We start from the raw sequence: 16,298 nt of genomic DNA on the forward strand, positions 1-16,298 counted from the left end.
ACCCCCGCACCTCCCGCACCTAGTCCGAGATCGCCTCGAGCGGGTCGGTCTTGGCCGCCCGGTGCGCGGGCCACAACGACGCCAGGACCCCGACGACCGCCGAGGCCGCCAGCACGATCCCGATGCTGCCCCACGGGATGGTCGTCTCCGTCAGGCCACTGTCCGCGAGCACGGTGACGAACGCCCAGCCGAGGTAGACGCCCACCGCCGCGCCGATCAACGCGCCGAACACGGCGATCTGCGTGGACTCGAGGTTGATCGTGCGGCGGACCTGCGAGCGCTGCATGCCCACCGCGCGGAGCATCCCGATCTCGGTGCGACGCTCGATCACCGACAGGGCGAGGGTGTTGACGATGCCCAGGACCGCGATGACCAGGGCCAGCCCCAGCAGCGCGTAAATGATCGTCAACAGCTGGTCGATCCCGCCGGTCTGGGTGTCGATGTACTGCTGCTTGCTCTGGACCATCGCGATCGGGATGTCGGTGAGCTCGTCGGTCACCGCCGCGAGGACCTCGTCCCCGCTCACCCCGTCGTCCGCCGCGACGAGCACGTTGAAGGTCGACCGCAGGTTCTCCGGCACCAGGCGTTCGTAGACGTCCATCCCGGTGTAGAACTGCCCGAGGATCTGGGAGTCCTCGTAGATCCCCGTGACCCGGAGGGTGCTCTCACTGCCGTCGGGCGCGACGAGCGGCACGGAGGCGCCCATCGTCCACCCCTTGTCCCTGGCGACGGTGCGGGATACGACGAGCGAGTCGGGGCCCGGGTCGAGCGACCCGTCGACCACGGTGGCGTCGATCATCTCCCCGACGGGTCCGCCGGCGGCGGACAGCGCCTGCGGTTCCCCGGCGAGCTGGGCGAACGCGAAGGCCAGCCAGGCCACGTCGCCGACCTCGTCGACGTCCGCGATCTGCTGCTCGATGCCGCCGGGCAGCGGGGTCGGTGGCCCCTGAGAGGCCACGCCCTGGACCACGACGTCGGCGTTGATGTCCTGATCGATGACGCCGCTGACGCTCTCCTTCGTGGTGGCGCCGAGGGTTCCGAACGCCGCGACCAGGGTCAGACCCAGCGTGAGTGCGAACGCGGTCGCGGCGGTACGGCGGGTGTTGCGTCCGGCATTGGTGGCGGCGAGCTTGCCGACCGCGCCGAACGGTGCGCCGATCACCCTGCCGATGCCACCGGCGATCGGCTTGGCGAGCGCGGGCATCACCAGGAAGCTGCCGATGATCAGCGCGGCCGCGCCGACGCCGACCGTGATCGCACCGGCCCGGGTCGTGTCCTGCCAGGTGCCTATCACCGCGAGCATGAGGCCGCTCACCACGGCGAACAGCCCGACGGAGGTGCGCCATCCGCCGCCGGCCTCGGTGGAGGCCGCGCCGACACGCATGCCCTGTACGGGGGCCACTCGTCCGGCGCGACGGGCGGGCGCCCAGGCGGAGAAGACGGTGACGACGAAGCCCAGCACGAGCGGGGTGATGACCGACATCGGGGTGAGCGTGAGGGCTCCGGACGGGATGCCCAGGTCGAAGGCCTCGAGCGCCACGAAGATCAGCTGGGCCAGGCCGAAGCCCACCACCACGCCGATCCCGGAGCCGACGAGCCCGGTGACGGCGGCCTCCGCCATCACCGACCGGGTGAGCTGGCCACGGGAAGCGCCGATCGCGCGCAGCAGGGCGAGCTCCCGCAGCCGCTGCGCGACGAGCATGGAGAAGGTGTTGTAGATGATGAACGTGCCGACCAGCAGAGCGATCAGCCCGAACGCGACGAAGAAGTAATTGATGAAGTCGAGGACGGTCGACAGCTGCTCGGACAAGCGCTCCTTGATCTCCTCGCCGGTCCGGACCTCGTAGTCGGGGAACTCGGCCGCGATGGTGTCGCGGACCTCCTCCTGACTCACGCCCGGTTCCGCGCGGACGGAGACGTTGGAGGCGTTCTCGCCGTCGGTGAACAGGGCGCGGGCGCGTTCCTCGGAGAACCCGACGCCCACGTACCCGCCGATGTCGGTCTCGTTGGCGTAGGCACCCACGACAGTCACGTCGAGGACGCCCTGCCCGGTGGTGTAGACCTCGGCGGTTTCGCCGACGGCCAGGCCGGCGGCGGTGAGCACGGTCTCGGGGAGGACGACCTCGTCGTCGGCGGCGGGGGCGCGACCGTCCGTGATCCAGCTGCTCTCGCCGACCGCGTCGTCGGGATCGATCCAGGCCAGGCCCTCGGACGGCGCGCCGCCGGACTGGTACGGGGTGCCGTCGGCGTTGAACAGCACCACGGTGCCGGACACGCCGGGCATGGCCGCCTCGACGCCCGGCAGGTCGAGCACCTGCTCGGCCACCTCGAACGGCACGCCCGCCCCGCGGGGGTCCTCGGGTTCGATCATCGCGGCGAGGTCCGCGGTGCCCTGGTCGAGCAGCCCGTCGAAGGTGCTCTTGAGGGTGGACGTGAAGACCAGCGAACCGGTGACGAACGCGGTGCCCAGGACCACCGCCAGCACGGACAGCACCAGGCGGAGTTTGTGGGCGGCGATGTTGCGCAGGGAGACGCGCAGCATCGGGCGCGTGTGGCGCGGGGCGTGGGCGGACTCGTGTCGCCCCCCGCCGGCGGGTCCGGCGTGCCCGGAGGCGTGCCTGGCCGCCATCACCGCTCCTCGAGGGCGCCCATGGCCGCCAGGATCTCGTCGGCGGTGGGGTGGGCGAGCTCGCGGACGACCCGGCCGTCGGCGAGCAGCAGGACGCGGTCGGCGTAGGTGGCGGCGCGCGGGTCGTGGGTGACGATCACGACGGTCTGACCGAAGTCGTCTGCGGCGCTGCGCAGGATGGCCAGGACCTCGGCCGAGGAGGTGGAGTCGAGGTTGCCGGTGGGCTCGTCACCGAACAGGATGTCCGGGCGTCCGACCAGGGCGCGGGCGCACGCCACGCGCTGCTGCTGGCCGCCGGACAGTTCGGACGGCCGGTGCGAGAGCCGGTCGGCGATCCCCAGCCGGCCGATCACCTCGTCGAACCAGGCCCGGTCGATGCCGTGGCCGGCGATGTCCTGGGGCAGGGTGATGTTCTCCTTGGCCGTCAGGGTCGGGACGAGGTTGAAGGACTGGAACACGAATCCGATGCGGTCGCGTCGCAGCGCCGTCAATTCCTTGTCCGCCAGCCCCACGATCTCGGTATCGCCGATCCGCACCGACCCGGAGGTCGGCCGGTCCAGTCCCGCCATGCAGTGCATGAGGGTCGACTTGCCCGAGCCGGAGGGGCCCATGATCGCCGTGAACCGTCCGCGTTCGAAGGTCGCGCTGACGTGGTCGAGTGCACGGACCTCGGTCTCGCCCTCCCCGTAGGTCATGACGAGGTCGGTGGCGACGGCGGCCGCGGAGTGCGGCTCGCCGTCGTGTTGGTGGGTCTCGGCCTGGGTGGTCATGTGCTCCCTCGGATCATGGTGGTCGATCTAAAGCTTCCAGGAATTCGGAGCGGAAGCCGATGGGGGATTGCCCGGGTGTCCACCCTGATCCTGCTCACGGGTCCAGGCGTCGAGGGTCCGCCGGGTGGCGAACTCGCGATTCTCACCGGAGACGGGGTCGGTGAAGGCGATCGACTCGGCCAGCAACTGCAGTGGTGTCGAGAAGTCGCCGGGGGCAACGTCGAGCACACGGGGGTAGAGGTCGTCGCCGAGTATCGGGGTCCCGAGGGCGTTCATGTGCACGCGCAGCTGGTGGGTGCGGCCGGTGGTGGGTTCGAGCCGGTAGAGCCCGATCCGCCCGGCCCCGTCCCCCCGGGTGCCCAGGAGGGTGATGCGGGTGTGGGCGTCGGGCTCGCCGTCGACCTCGGCCGCCTGCAGGACGCCGCGGGTCTTGACGATCCGGCTGGACCGCTGCCGTTCGGCGGGAACCCCGTCGGGGGCGGTCGCGACCGCCAGGTAGGTCTTGGTGACCCGGCGGGCGGCGAAGAGTTCCTGGTAGGCGCCGCGGTGCGCGGGATCGACGGTGAAGACCAGGACGCCGGCGGTGAGCCGGTCGAGGCGGTGGGCGGGCGCGAGGTCGTCCAGCGCGAGATCGCGCCGGAGCCGGACGAGTGCGGTCTCGGTGACGTGCCCCGCGCGGGGGGTCGTGGCGAGGTGGTGGGGTTTGTCGACGACGACGAGGCGGTCGTCCGCGTGCAGGACCTCGACCTCAAACGGGACCGGGATCTCGGGCTCCGGCGTCCGGTACATCCACACGTCCATCCCCCGGTGCCGCCGGGTGGCGGCGGTGACCGGTGCCCCGTCGGCGGTGACGACCTGCCCCGCCTCGAGGGCCACGGTGAGCTCGGCGAGCCGGTCGGGGAAGCGTCGGCGCAACTCCTCGGGGATGCTGCGGGGCCCCTGTCCGGGGTCGGCCAGCCGGATCCGGACCGGGTCGACACCGTTCCGCAGCGGGAGGGGCCGCCCACGGCGTCTCGAGCTGGACATGTCCACGAGCCTAGTCGGTGGGCTACACTCACTCGAGCACCATCTGTCCCTCGCACCACTCTGAACACTCGGGAGCGCCCATGATCGACGTCGTCGTCGACTTCTTCCTCTTCGGCCCGGGCCGCGTCGTCCTCCCGGCGTTCCAGGGGAGTTTCAACATGGCCTACCCGGCCAACGCCCCGTTCCCCGACCAGCTCTAGACGGCCCACTCCCAAACCGCGATCCGGTGTCGTATCCCGGCGGTAGGGTCGGGGCCATGGCTTCCCTCGAGAACACCGTCGTCGTCGGCGTCGACGGCTCCGCCGCCTCCACCGGTGCAGTCGCGTACGCCGCCAACACCGCCGCCACCCGCCGCATCCCGCTGCTCCTCGTGACCAGCTACACGATGCCGGCCGCGATGTTCGCCGAGGGGATGATCCCTCCGCAGCCCGTCTACGACGAGCTGGAGCGGGAGTGCACGCCCATCATCGAGAAGGCCCGTGAGACCGCGGCCAAGGTGGCGCCCGGCATCGAGTTGTCGCACGCGATCGTCGAGGGCAACCCCGCGCAGGTGCTCATCGACTACTCGCGCAAGGCCAAGCTCATCGTCCTGGGTTCCCGCGGCCTGGGCGGGATCAAGGGCATGGTGCTCGGCTCGGTGTCGGCGGCGGTGGCCAGCCACGCGTTCTGCCCGGTCGTGGTGACCCGGGAGGACACGGACGACCTGAACCGCAGCGGCCCGGTCGTCGTGGGGATCGACGGCTCCGAGGTCAGCGCCAAGGCCACCGAGTGGGCGTTCGCCGAGGCCTCCGCGCGGTCCGCCCCCCTCGTCGCCGTGCACACCTGGATGGATCCGCAGGTGCAGGCCGCGGCGGCCGGCATCTCCCTCACAGAGGATGACTGGAAGGAACTCGAAGAGCAGCAGCTCCAGACGCTGTCGGAGCGGCTGGCGGGATTCTCGGACCGGTACCCCGACGTCGAGGTGCAGCGGTTCGTCACGCGCGATCGCGCGGTCCGGGCACTCGTCGAGCAGGCCGAGAACGCCCAGCTCGTCGTCGTCGGCTCCCACGGGCGGGGCGGGTTCACGGGCATGGTCCTCGGCTCCACCTCCCGGGCGCTCCTGCAGGCGGCCCCGTGCCCGGTGATGGTCGTCCGCCCGGAATCGCACTCATGAGCAGCGAGGACAACGTTCAGGTTCGGCGTGACACCGCCGCCGGGCGATTCGAGATCCTCGTGGACGACGTGGTGGCGGGTTTCGCCGACTATTCCGACGGCACGGACGGCGTCCGGGAGTTCCCCCACACGGTGGTCGCGTCCGAATTCGGTGGGCGCGGTCTCGCCGGGACGCTGGTCGGTGAGGCGCTGCAGGTGACCCGGGAGGAGGGACTGCGGGTGCGTCCGTCGTGTTCGTTCGTCGCGGGATACATCCAGAAGCACCCGGAGGCCGCGGAGATCGCCTGAGGCCGCGGGCGGGTGGCCCGGCGGACACGGACCGGTAACGAGTGAGCGACGTTTAACGCCACCGTGCGCCCTACCGGAAGCTTTCGTGTCGGTGTCGTGTTCTCCTGAGAGAGCGGCCCGTCCCGGGCCGAGTACGACTCTCGGGAAAGGACAACCACAATGGGCACCATCATTGCGTGGATCATCATCGGCGGCCTTGCCGGTTGGATCGCCTCCAAGATCATGAAGCGAGATGCCGAGATGGGCATCGTCGCGAACATCCTGGCCGGAGTCATCGGGGCTTTCGTCGTCGGTTGGATCGTCTCGTTCTTCACGAACAGTGGGGGCGGCGCGATGCCGGATGCATTCTCCATCCCCGGCGTCCTTGCCGCCATTGTCGGCGCATGCCTCCTGATCTGGATCGTCTCGGCGATTCGCGGCCGCGGACGCACCAGGGTCTGACCCGGGCGCGAGGCGCCAGAGACACCGCTACATCCGGACGGCCCGGCCCCTGGTCGGGGCCGAGCCGTCCGTCTGCATCACCCCGAGTGGAAGGAGTCCGACATGGGACTGTTCGACAAGGCCAAGGACCTCGCCCGCAAGAACCCGGGCAAGGTGGAGTCGGCGCTTCAGAAGGCAGGCGACGCGTTCGACAAGCGCACCGGCGGCAAGCACGCCCAGCACGTCGACACCGCCCAGCAGAAGGCCGGCGAATTCCTCACCGGTCGCACCGCGGACGCACCCGACAACCCGGACGCCCCGGACGGCACCCCGACGCCGGACCCGGATCCGTCGCAGCACAGCCGCCCGCCGGCCGACGGCCAGCATCCGCCGGTCTGACCGTCATCGACCGCGCCGTCGAACCACGGGGCCGGTGTCCGCCGCGCGCGGCACCGGCCCCGTGGTGTCGGCGGTCACTGCCGATAGTGTGTACCCCGTGACGAGCACACGGTCGACCAAGCCCGGGCCGCGGGAGCGGCTCCTGGCGACGGCGACCCGTCTGTTCTCCACCGACGGGATCCGTGCGGTCGGGATCGACCGGATCCTGCGGGAGGCCGGGGTGGCCAAGGCCAGCCTGTACAACACCTACGGGTCCAAGGACGAGCTCGTCGTGGCCTACCTGCGGTCGGTCGCCGAACGGGACCGTGACCTGTGGCGGCGTCGCGCCGACCTCGCCCCGGATGCCCGGGGCCGCATCCTGGCACTGTTCGACATCGTCCGCGAGCAGGTCGAACCCGCCATGCCCGGGTCCTGCCACCTCGCGGCGGCGATCGAGTTCCCCAGCCCGGCGACGGACGGCGAGCGCGCCATCCGCGCCGCCGTGGCCGATCAGCGACAGTGGGTCGCCGAGACCCTGCGCTCCGAGCTCGCCGGCATGGGCCTCGAGGACCCGGACAACATCACCGACCTGGCCGACCGGTTGGCGCTCCTCCACGACGGCTCGGTGACCGCCGCGATGCTCGGTGAGGTCCGGACCACCGCGATGACCGCCCGCAGCATGGCCGAGCTCATCCTGGGGATGGTCACCGACCCGACGTGATACCCACTGCACGTGATCCTCATTGCACGTGATCCCCACTGAGCGATGGGTCAGCCGGCCACCCGCGGTGCGGTGAGCTCGGCAATCCGCTGGGCCGTCGTCGGGTCGTCCTGCGTGGACTGCACGGCCAGCACCCGGGCGTCGCGGGACAGGACCACCAGCGCACCGCCCAGCCCCACCGTACGGCCGCCGCTCCAGCCTCCCTCCGCCTGCGAGGGTTCGGCCTCGTCGGAGGGCGCCGACTCCTCCACCAGCTCCGCCGCCCGCTCCGGGGACGCGACCGAATACACGGTGGTGGTGAGCTGCACCTCGCCGTCTGAGTCGTAGAAGAAGCAGGCCGCGGGCTCCACGCCGTCGTCGATCCGCACGTCGGTGACCGGCTGGCCGCTGAGTCGTGTGACCTCGTCGGCGGACAGGTACGGGCACTCGGCATCCGCGACCGGTTCGACCGGCGGCAGTTCCGGCTCGGTCGTCTCGGGAGGGGCGGTCCGGATGGTGCCCATCTCCGGGGCCGGCTCGGAGCCGCCGCACCCGGCGAGGGCACCGAGCAGGACCGCGGACACCGCGACGAGGGCTGGGGAGGCGGGTTTGCGCATACCGCCAGGATAGATGCCGGGTCGGTCAGTACTGTTGACCGTGGCGGTGCGGCTGACCGCCGACACGGCGACGGCACCGGGAGGTGGCAGATGGGCGACTCCACGAGCATCGCTGCGGGCGCCGACCGCGCGGAGGACCGCCGCCGCGACCTGCGCGGTGCGATCTCCGCCGCCGCGGTCGATCTGGTCATCGAGCGGGGACTCGACGCGGTGACGGTCGACGAGATCGCCCGAGCCGCCAACGTGTCGCGGCGGACGTTCTTCAACTACTTCCCGTCCAAGGCCGCCGCGTGCATCCCCGACACGCCCCCCGCCGGTCGTGACGCGGTGAGGGAATTCCTCACCGACCGCAGCGTGTCCACCATGACCGCCCTCTCACGGCTCATGTGGCACCAGGTGTCCAATGCACGGCGACAGAGCCGGGCCTTCGACCGATTCCACGACATGTGGCGCAGGGAGGCGAGCGTCCGGACCCAGGTCTACGAGATCCTGGCGTGCAACGAGAAGGAGCTGGCGGCCCTGGTGGCGCGCCGGGAGGGGCGGGAACCGGACTCGGTGGAGGCCGCGACGATGGCGGCCGCGTCGATCGCGATCCTCCGCATCGCCGTAGAACGGTGGCGCACCGACGAGCCGGGTTCCCTGCTCGAGTACCGCATCCGGGAATCGTTCGATGCGATCCGAGGCTCGGTGACCGAGCCGACCGACGTCGCCAGAGGCCCGGCTGCCCCCGACGGCGCCGTGCCTGGTTAGAAAGCGCCGCCGAGCGTCCGGACCAGGCGGTCGCCCATGCGTTGGTAGGCGCGCGCCTCGCGGCCCGCGGCACCGGGCAGCACCGAGAAGGTGCGCGGCCGCCACACCGTCCGGACGGTGACGGTGACCTCGCCCGTCCCGGGGTGCAGGTCGATGTGGCAGCGGTGCTCGGCCACCGCGGTGTTGCCCTCGAGGGTGCCGACGACGACGCCCTGCCGGAGCGACTCGTCGATCAGGTCGACAAGTCGGCAGGGGCCACGCATCGGCCCGTCGAGCACGACGAGGTCCGATGCCAGGGGCGGATCCGCCGGGGCCGTCCTGATCCCCGCACGGGCGTGGGCGGCCAGACTCAGCAGATCGTCCGCGGCCCCGTCGAACAGGGCGACGCCCTCGCCGAGCACGGCGTGGGCGATGACCTCCCTCCACCCCCCGGGAGGTCTCCCGTGTTCGTGCAGGTCCGAACGCCGGTAGCCGAGTGCGGGCCCCGGCAGCGGCTGCGCGTCCCGCCCGCGTCTCGCTTCCACACCCGGCAGTGTCGCCGAGCGAGATGAGCGGGCCGCGCACGCGCGGTGAACGCCGGACGTCGGGGTCATGGCCGTGGGGCCGACCCGTAGGATCGGGCCATGCGATCGCAGCGACCCCGTCCGGCGCGCGGACGCCGTCTCGCCGGAGGGTTCGTCGCCCTGGCGGCCACGGTGACTGTCGCCGGATGCACTGCCACCGGCCCCGGTTCGGGTGACGCGGGCCCGCCGAGACTCACCCCGAATCCCCGGCACGACGTCGCCGCCGAGATGGTCGAGGGTCGGCCCGCGCCCGAGGAACGACTCAACGCCTGCGAGCTCCTCGACCTGACCACCGAGGAGATCATCGACCTCACCGGTGCCGACATGCCGGAGGTCGCCCCGACCGGTTCCGGCGACCTGGGGCTGCTGTGCACCTACGGCGGCCCGGGGTCACCCGAGAGGTACCAAGCCGGACTGGCGGGCACCAGCACGACCGACGCCGACGCGGCGGGCACCGACGCCGACGCCGCCGAGGTCTCGGATACGGAGTCGGCGGACACGGAGGGCGCGGCGGACACGGCGGGCGCCGCGGGCGCTGCAGGCGAGGCGGAGGCCACGACCGACGCGCCGACAGCCGACGCCACGACCGACGAGTCGGCGACGACCTCGGCGACCACGGTGACGACCACCCCGCCGGCCTTCGATCCGGACGTCGTCCCCGACACCGTCGCCGCCGGGGTCGTCACCCCCCGCGACGGTGCCCAGGCCGCGCTCGCGGGTCAGGCCGCACTGCTGGGCGCCAGGTACGCCTGCTCGGAGATCCGCGAAGCGGGCGCCGCGGAGGCCGGCCTGACGGCCCCGGGCGAGCCCGGGGCACCCGCCGCGGTCGGCCCACGGCCCGCCACGATGTACATCGACTGCGTGGCAGCACCCACCGGCGGCGGCGTCGAGGTGCACACGATCCTGGTCTCCGGCGACGAACTGTGGCACATCACCATGCTCAGGCCCGAGACGCCCAGATCACCGCAGACCGAGGCGGTCGCGCTGGCCGGGCTGCACCGCGTGGCACGGGAGATCGTCGGCTAGAAGTGGGCTGAAATGACGGGAACGGCGCCGGAGCCCCTCAGCATCCGACGCCGTCCCTCCATCTGGCAGATCGCGTACGATCCGGCCTCCACGCTGCCTCTCGGCTGCGGGTCGGCACCCCCCAGGTGCCCCGGTCGGGAAGACCGGCCCCTCGTTACGTGAAGTCGCAGCCCCTCAGCAACCACTTCACTTCGCCACCCACCCCTCGGCGGTGACTGAGATGACCCTATGTTGCACCTGCTGTTCGGTCAAGCCCATGATCAGGCGATTCTCCGTTGACTTCCGCTCAACTACGGCCCCCGCATGGATCTACCAGCAGTTCTCCCCGCGGCGATACCAACGAACGGTGGAAAGGTGCCCGGCCGGGTCGGTGCGCGTCCCCCGCGGAGCGGGCACCCACCGTGATCCCCGCCCGACCTCGGAGATGTACAGGCCGGGCACCTGATATGTACTGTTACTGATGTTACTTATGTGACGCGTGGGGTTGGCTGTCCGCCCTCACGCGACCCCCGCTGTCGCCGCCCGCCGCGGTGCCCGCTTCCGAGGAGAACGATGTCTCGCCGCACCCGGTCCTTCGCAACGCTTCTGGCCACGGCCTGCCTCGTCGTCGTCGGCCTCTCCCCCGCCGCCTCCGCGCAGTCACTCCTCGGTCCCACCGGATCCACCGGCTCGGTCGGCGCGCTCGGACTCGAGTCCGCACCACTGCCCGCGGTCGGCGGATCGACCGGCGTGCTCACCATGCCCGTCCCCGCCGTGGGACGGACCACGGCGGAAACCGGGGTGGCCTCCGTCTATCCCACCTCGGGCGAGACGGTGGGCGTCGCGCAACCGGTGATGATCCGGTTCGACCAGCCCGTCGCCGACCGTGCCCGCGCCGAGGCGTCGGTGGGAATCCGCACGGCGCCCGCCGTGGACGGCAAGTTCTACTGGGTCGGCGACTCGGAACTGCGCTGGCGACCACACGAGTTCTGGCCCGCGGGCACCTCCGTCACCGTGTGGGCCGGAGGGCGTGAGACCGTCTTCCGCACCGGCGACGCGGTGATCTCGACCTATGACGACGCCACCCACACCGTCACCGTCACCCGCAACGGCCAGGTGGTGCGCACCATGAAGGCTTCCGCCGGCCGCGACGCCTACGCCACCCACAACGGCGTCTACTACAACGGCTGGCGGGCCCGCGAGGTGCGCATGGACTCGGAGACCTGGGGACTGTCCCGGACCGCCGGCGGGTACGACACGATCGTGGAGAACGGCGTGCGGCTGAGCTACGACGGCATCTTCATCCACTCGGCGCCGTGGTCGGTCGCCGACCAGGGTGTCCGGAATGTCTCGCACGGCTGCATCAACGTCAGCCCCGAGGACGCGGCCTGGTACTTCGACAACACCCGCAATGGCGACCCGTTCATCGTCACCGGCGGCCCCGGCCGACCGTTCGGCGCGTTCGACGGTCAGGGCGACTGGAACTACTGACCGCGGGCGGCCGCGGGCCGCCGCTCCGAAACACTTCGGTTGTGACGCACGATATATCCGGGTAGAAGTCTGTCGTAACGCTTAGAGAATCCCTCGCCGTCCTCAGGAGCCCCTCACATGACCCGTTCCTCCCGCCCCTCGGTGGCCGCCGCGGTCCTCGCCGCGATCGCGCTCCTCATGGGGGTGTCGGTCGGCGCGGGCACCGCCCCGACCGCCGAGGCCCAGTCCGTCATGCCGCTGAGCCCTCCCGGGGTGCCGCAGCTCGAGAACGCGCCCCTGTACACGCCGGCCATCCCGGGCGTCGCCGCGATGCCCGTACTGACCTACCCGGTCATCGGGCCCGCGCGGCCGACACCCGAGTACGGCAACGTCGACATCTTCCCCACCCCGAACGAGATCGTGGGCGTGGCACAGCCGGTCATGTTCTTCTTCGACCGCCCCATCCGCGACCGGGCGCGGGCCGAGGCCACGATCGGCATCCGCACCGAGCCGGCGGTCCCGGGCAAGTTCTACTGGGTGAACGACCGCGAGGTGCGCTGGCGGCCCCACGAGTTCTGGCCGGTCAACACCTCCGTGACCGTGTGGGCCGGTGGCAAGCGTCAGCAGTCGTTCCGGACCGGCGACGCCGTGATCGCCGTGTTCGACGACCGCACCAAGCTCGTCACCGTCACCCGCAACGGCCAGCACATCCGCACCATGCGAGCCTCCGCCGGACGGCCCGGCTGGGAGACCTACAACGGCACCTACTACACCGGCCAGCGCGGCCGTGAGGTCCGCATGAACTCGGAGACGTTCGGTCTGCGCATCGAGGACGGCGGGTACAACTCGATCATCAACGACGCCGTCCGGCTCTCCTACGACGGCATCTACATCCACTCCGCACCGTGGTCGGTCGCCGACCAGGGTGTCCGCAACGTCTCCCACGGCTGCATCAACGTCAGCCCCGCCGACGCCCGCTGGTACTACGACACCAGCCGCAACGGCGACCCGTTCATCGTCAAGAACGGGCCCGGCCGCCCGTTCGGCGCGTTCGACGGCCAGGGCGACTGGAACTACTGACGCCCGCTCGCCGGCGGCCCGGCCGTCCGGAATGAGAAGCGTGGGGACATCATGCTTTTCAACACCTGTACCGGTTAGACCTCGCCGGGCCACCGGCGGTCAATCGTCCGGAAAGGACCCGTTCACCTCTCCCGGCCAGGCTGCACAGCGTGCAGACTCTGTCCTCCCCGGTCGACGGGCACCCGGCGACCGCTCCCCCTGACCTCGCCGAGCGCGGCCCGGCCCGGCGCCGGGCCCGGGCGGGCGGACTGTTCCGCGAGAAGGCGCTCTTCGTCGCTCTGGTGTTGCCCAACCTGGCACTGCTCGGCGTGTTCACCTACCGGCCGTTGCTGGACAACTTCCGGCTGAGCTTCTTCGACTGGAACATCTCCTCCCCCACCTCGACGTTCGTGGGAGCCGCCAACTATGTCGAGTGGTTCGGGCGGGACGACAGCTGGCTGATCCTGCGAAACACCGGCGTGTTCACCGTCTCGGCCGTCGTGGGGTCCATGGTGCTCGGGCTGGCCCTGGCCCTGCTGCTCGACCAGCAGCTCATCGGTCGCGGCATCGTGCGCTCGGCGGTGTTCGCGCCGTTCGTCATCGCCGGGGCTGCCATCGGCGTGGCGTTCCAGTTCATCTTCGATCCCCGGTTCGGCATGGTCTCGGCACTGCTCACAATGGTCGGACTCCCGGTGCCGGACTTCTACCAGGACCCCGACTGGGCGCTGGCGATGATCACCATCACCTACATCTGGAAGAACCTGGGCTACTCGTTCGTCATCTATCTGGCGGCGCTCCAAGCCAAACCCGCAGAGCTCTACGAGGCCGCCGAGATCGACGGCGCCGGCCGGTGGACCACCTTCCGCTCGGTGACACTGCCCATGCTGCGCCCCACGACGTTCTTCTTGTCGATCACCGTGATGCTCAACTCGCTCCAGGTCTTCGACATCATCTACGTGATGACCCGCGGTGGGCCCCAGGGCAACGCCACCACGACCATGGTCTTCCAGGTCTATCAGGAGACCTTCCAGAACTTCCGGGCCGGCTACGGAGCCACGGTCGCGACGATCATGTTCCTCATCCTGCTGGTCATCACCTACCTACAGGTCCGCGTCATGGACAGGAACGCCCGATGAGCACTATCCGCGCAGGCTCCACGCCGACCATGATCATCGGGTACGCGGTGATGATCCTCGTCCTGCTGGTCATCGGCCTCCCGCTGTTCTGGGTGGTCGTCACCTCCCTCAAACCGGACAACCAGGTCTACGTCCAGCCGCCGGTGTGGTGGCCTTCCCCGCTGACCGGTGACGCGTACCCGCAGGTGCTCTCCGAGGTCCCGTTTCTCCGGTACTTCACCAACTCGGTGGTCATCACCGGCCTGCTCAGCATCGTGAAGATCACGTTGGGGGTCCTCAGCGCCTACGCGTTCGTCTTCCTTCGCTTCCCAGGCCGGTCCGTCCTGTTCATGGTCGTGCTCGCGGCCCTGATGGTGCCCAACCAGATCACGGTGATCTCCAACTACGCACTGGTGGCGCAGCTCGGGTGGATCAACACCTTCCAGGGCATCATCATCCCGCTGGCGGGGGTCGCGTTCGGCACCTTCCTCATGCGCAACCACTTCCTGACCCTGCCGTACGAGATCATCGAGGCCGCGCGCATGGACGGGTGCGGGCACCTCAAGCTGCTGTTCCGGGTCGTACTGCCGATGAGTTGGCCCACCCTGGTCGCCTTCGCGCTCATCACCGTGGTCAACGAGTGGAACGAGTACCTCTGGCCATTCCTCATCGCCTCCGACGACCGCGTCGCCCCGCTCCAGGTCGGGCTGGCCCGCCTCGTCAACACCGACGGCGGTTACACCGACTGGCCGATGGTCATGGCCGCCACGGTGCTCACCATCACCCCGATCCTCGTCGTGTTCCTCATCCTCCAGCGCCACATGATCAAGGGCCTGACCTCCGGCGCGGTGAAGGGATGACCCACTCCGCGCGATCCCACCTCCAATCCCGTCGGGCCGAACCGGTCCGGCAGCAACGAAAGGTCCGACACGAATGAACCCCATGAACCGTCGCGGATTCCTCGGCGTCCTCGGCGCCACCGCGGCCGCCACCACCCTCACCGCCTGCGCGGGCGCGGGCGGCGACACATCCGGTGAGTCGGGCGGAACCGCCTCCGGCGGCGACACCGGCACCATCACGTTCTGGTCCAACCACCCCGGTGACTCCAAGTCACTCGAGACCGACATCATCGCGGCGTTCGAGTCGGAGAATCCGGGCCTCAAGGTCAACCTCGTCGACGGCGGGAAGAACTACGAGGAGGTCGCCCAGAAGTTCAACGCGGCACTCACCGGCGGCGAGCTGCCCGACGTCGTCGTGGTCTCCGACGTCACCTGGTTCAACTTCGCGCTCAACCGGCAGATCACCCCGCTGAACGACCTGTTCACCGAGGCCGGCGTCGATACCGCTGACTACGTCGACGCCCTGCTGGGCGACTACGTCCTCGAGGGCGACAACTTCGGCGTGCCCTTCGCGCGGTCGACGCCGCTGTTCTACTACAACAAGGAGGTGTGGCGGGCCGCCGGGCTGCCCGACCGCGGCCCGGAGAACTGGACCGAGTTCGCGGAGTGGGCACCCCGCCTACAGGACGCCATCGGGGACGGCAAGCACGCCATCGCGATGTACGACGGCTCCAACTACATGGACTGGACCGGGCAGAACATCATCTGGGACTTCGACGGCGCCTTCTCCCGCGACTGGACCCCGACCTTCACCGACGACGGCACCATTCGCGGCATGGAGTACATCAAGAAGCTCGACGACGTCGGTTTCCTGGTGGTCTCCGCCGACTCGATCGTCGAGTTCGGTTCCGGTCTCGCCGCGTGTGCACTGGCCTCCACCGGCTCGCTCGCCACCGCCAAGACCAACGCCGGTTTCGAGTTCGGCACGGCCTTCCTGCCCGGGGCGGCCGAGAAGAACTCCTGCCCGACCGGCGGCGCGGGCGTCGCGATCCCGGCCGGTATCTCCGACGAGCGCAAGCTCAACGCCATGAAGTTCATCGACTTCCTCACCAACACGCAGTCGACGGCGACCTTCGCGCAGGGAACCGGGTACATGCCGGTCCGTAAGTCCGCCCGCGAGGCGCAGGAGATCAAGGCCTACCTGTCCGAGACCCCGCAGGCGGTCACCGCGATCGACCAGCTCGCGCACACCCGGCCTCAGGACAACGCCCGTGTCCTGGTACCCAACGGTGGTAGGCGCATCGGTGGCGCGTTCGACCGTGTCCTCGGTGGCGCCGACATCCGCGAGACCATGCAGCAGGTGCAGGACGAGACCGCGCAGATCATCGAGACCCAGATCCAGCCGAAGCTCAACGGCTGACCGGTCACCGCCGGCGATCGCCTACGCCCGGGGCCGGGCACCTCGTATCCGGCCCCGGCGTCGGCGTCGTTCGGCGGCCCCGGCCCCACCCCTGACC

At 70.3% G+C, this 16,298-nt stretch carries 17 protein-coding genes; 12 read left to right on the top strand and 5 right to left on the bottom strand.

The genetic code is table 11. The features are described 5' to 3' along the window. Positions 1–19: 19 nt before the first annotated feature. From J1M64_RS04180 to J1M64_RS04190, 3 genes are read right to left on the bottom strand one after another with little or no spacing between them, the layout of a single operon-like run. Positions 20–2,629 (bottom strand): ABC transporter permease, encoded by a 2,610-nt coding sequence (locus J1M64_RS04180; protein ID WP_241261073.1) that lies wholly within the window; start codon positions 2,627–2,629, stop codon positions 20–22. After that, positions 2,629–3,399 (bottom strand): ABC transporter ATP-binding protein, encoded by a 771-nt coding sequence (locus J1M64_RS04185; RefSeq protein ID WP_206473026.1) that lies wholly within the window; start codon positions 3,397–3,399, stop codon positions 2,629–2,631. The genes J1M64_RS04180 and J1M64_RS04185 overlap by 1 nt, the downstream gene beginning before the upstream one ends. Positions 3,400–3,426: 27 nt before the next feature. Beyond that, positions 3,427–4,425 (bottom strand): pseudouridine synthase, encoded by a 999-nt coding sequence (locus J1M64_RS04190; RefSeq protein WP_206473027.1) that lies wholly within the window; start codon positions 4,423–4,425, stop codon positions 3,427–3,429. Positions 4,426–4,681: 256 nt separating this feature from the next. On the opposite strand from J1M64_RS04190, the gene J1M64_RS04195 reads away from it, so the two are divergent. From J1M64_RS04195 to J1M64_RS04215, 5 genes are all read left to right on the top strand, one after another. Next, positions 4,682–5,578, top strand: a complete 897-nt coding sequence (locus J1M64_RS04195; protein WP_206473028.1) for a universal stress protein — start codon at positions 4,682–4,684, stop codon at positions 5,576–5,578. Then, on the top strand, positions 5,575–5,865 hold the full coding sequence (locus tag J1M64_RS04200; protein WP_067717198.1) for a GNAT family N-acetyltransferase: 291 nt from the start codon (positions 5,575–5,577) through the stop codon (positions 5,863–5,865). Before J1M64_RS04195 ends, J1M64_RS04200 begins: the two co-directional genes overlap by 4 nt. A gap of 159 nt (positions 5,866–6,024) precedes the next feature. Continuing rightward, positions 6,025–6,306: a GlsB/YeaQ/YmgE family stress response membrane protein gene (locus tag J1M64_RS04205; protein WP_206473030.1), complete on the top strand. Its 282-nt coding sequence runs from the start codon at positions 6,025–6,027 to the stop codon at positions 6,304–6,306. Between the two features lie 102 nt (positions 6,307–6,408). Beyond that, on the top strand, positions 6,409–6,684 hold the full coding sequence (locus tag J1M64_RS04210; RefSeq protein WP_206473039.1) for an antitoxin: 276 nt from the start codon (positions 6,409–6,411) through the stop codon (positions 6,682–6,684). Positions 6,685–6,781: 97 nt separating this feature from the next. Beyond that, positions 6,782–7,384: a TetR/AcrR family transcriptional regulator gene (locus tag J1M64_RS04215; protein ID WP_067717217.1), complete on the top strand. Its 603-nt coding sequence runs from the start codon at positions 6,782–6,784 to the stop codon at positions 7,382–7,384. Positions 7,385–7,434: 50 nt separating this feature from the next. Here J1M64_RS04215 and J1M64_RS04220 read toward each other — a convergent pair whose 3' ends face one another. Beyond that, positions 7,435–7,980 carry a DUF2020 domain-containing protein gene (locus J1M64_RS04220; RefSeq protein WP_096906668.1) on the bottom strand — a complete coding sequence of 182 codons (546 nt, stop codon included), beginning with the start codon at positions 7,978–7,980 and terminating at the stop codon, positions 7,435–7,437. Positions 7,981–8,070: 90 nt separating this feature from the next. Between J1M64_RS04220 and J1M64_RS04225 the strand changes: the two genes are divergently transcribed. Next, positions 8,071–8,730 (top strand): TetR family transcriptional regulator, encoded by a 660-nt coding sequence (locus J1M64_RS04225; RefSeq protein WP_206473041.1) that lies wholly within the window; start codon positions 8,071–8,073, stop codon positions 8,728–8,730. Here J1M64_RS04225 and J1M64_RS04230 read toward each other — a convergent pair. Continuing rightward, the gene (locus J1M64_RS04230; RefSeq protein WP_206473043.1) at positions 8,727–9,254 is read right to left on the bottom strand and encodes a DUF1990 family protein; all 528 of its coding nucleotides are present in this window, start codon (positions 9,252–9,254) and stop codon (positions 8,727–8,729) included. The two genes, J1M64_RS04225 and J1M64_RS04230, sit on opposite strands and share 4 nt — an antisense overlap. 99 nt (positions 9,255–9,353) lie before the next feature. Here J1M64_RS04230 and J1M64_RS04235 point away from each other — a divergent pair, with 99 nt between their 5' ends. The 6 genes from J1M64_RS04235 to J1M64_RS04260 all read left to right on the top strand — a co-directional run bounded on the left by J1M64_RS04235 (position 9,354) and on the right by J1M64_RS04260 (position 16,201). Beyond that, positions 9,354–10,319 carry a hypothetical protein gene (locus J1M64_RS04235; RefSeq protein WP_163376251.1) on the top strand — a complete coding sequence of 322 codons (966 nt, stop codon included), beginning with the start codon at positions 9,354–9,356 and terminating at the stop codon, positions 10,317–10,319. 552 nt (positions 10,320–10,871) lie between these two features. Further along, positions 10,872–11,789: an Ig-like domain-containing protein gene (locus J1M64_RS04240; protein ID WP_096906664.1), complete on the top strand. Its 918-nt coding sequence runs from the start codon at positions 10,872–10,874 to the stop codon at positions 11,787–11,789. 117 nt (positions 11,790–11,906) lie between these two features. After that, positions 11,907–12,848 (top strand): Ig-like domain-containing protein, encoded by a 942-nt coding sequence (locus J1M64_RS04245; RefSeq protein WP_096906663.1) that lies wholly within the window; start codon positions 11,907–11,909, stop codon positions 12,846–12,848. Positions 12,849–12,997: 149 nt separating this feature from the next. After that, positions 12,998–13,963 (top strand): carbohydrate ABC transporter permease, encoded by a 966-nt coding sequence (locus tag J1M64_RS04250; protein WP_371606897.1) that lies wholly within the window; start codon positions 12,998–13,000, stop codon positions 13,961–13,963. Then, positions 13,960–14,802, top strand: coding sequence for a carbohydrate ABC transporter permease (locus J1M64_RS04255; protein WP_096906662.1), 843 nt, complete (start codon positions 13,960–13,962; stop codon positions 14,800–14,802). The genes J1M64_RS04250 and J1M64_RS04255 overlap by 4 nt, the downstream gene beginning before the upstream one ends. 73 nt (positions 14,803–14,875) lie before the next feature. After that, positions 14,876–16,201 (top strand): ABC transporter substrate-binding protein, encoded by a 1,326-nt coding sequence (locus J1M64_RS04260; protein ID WP_067717168.1) that lies wholly within the window; start codon positions 14,876–14,878, stop codon positions 16,199–16,201. The last annotated feature ends 97 nt before the right edge of the window (positions 16,202–16,298 follow it).

This window comes from Dietzia sp. KRD202 (assembly GCF_017168155.1).
Taxonomy (GTDB): Bacteria; Actinomycetota; Actinomycetes; order Mycobacteriales; family Mycobacteriaceae; genus Dietzia; species Dietzia kunjamensis.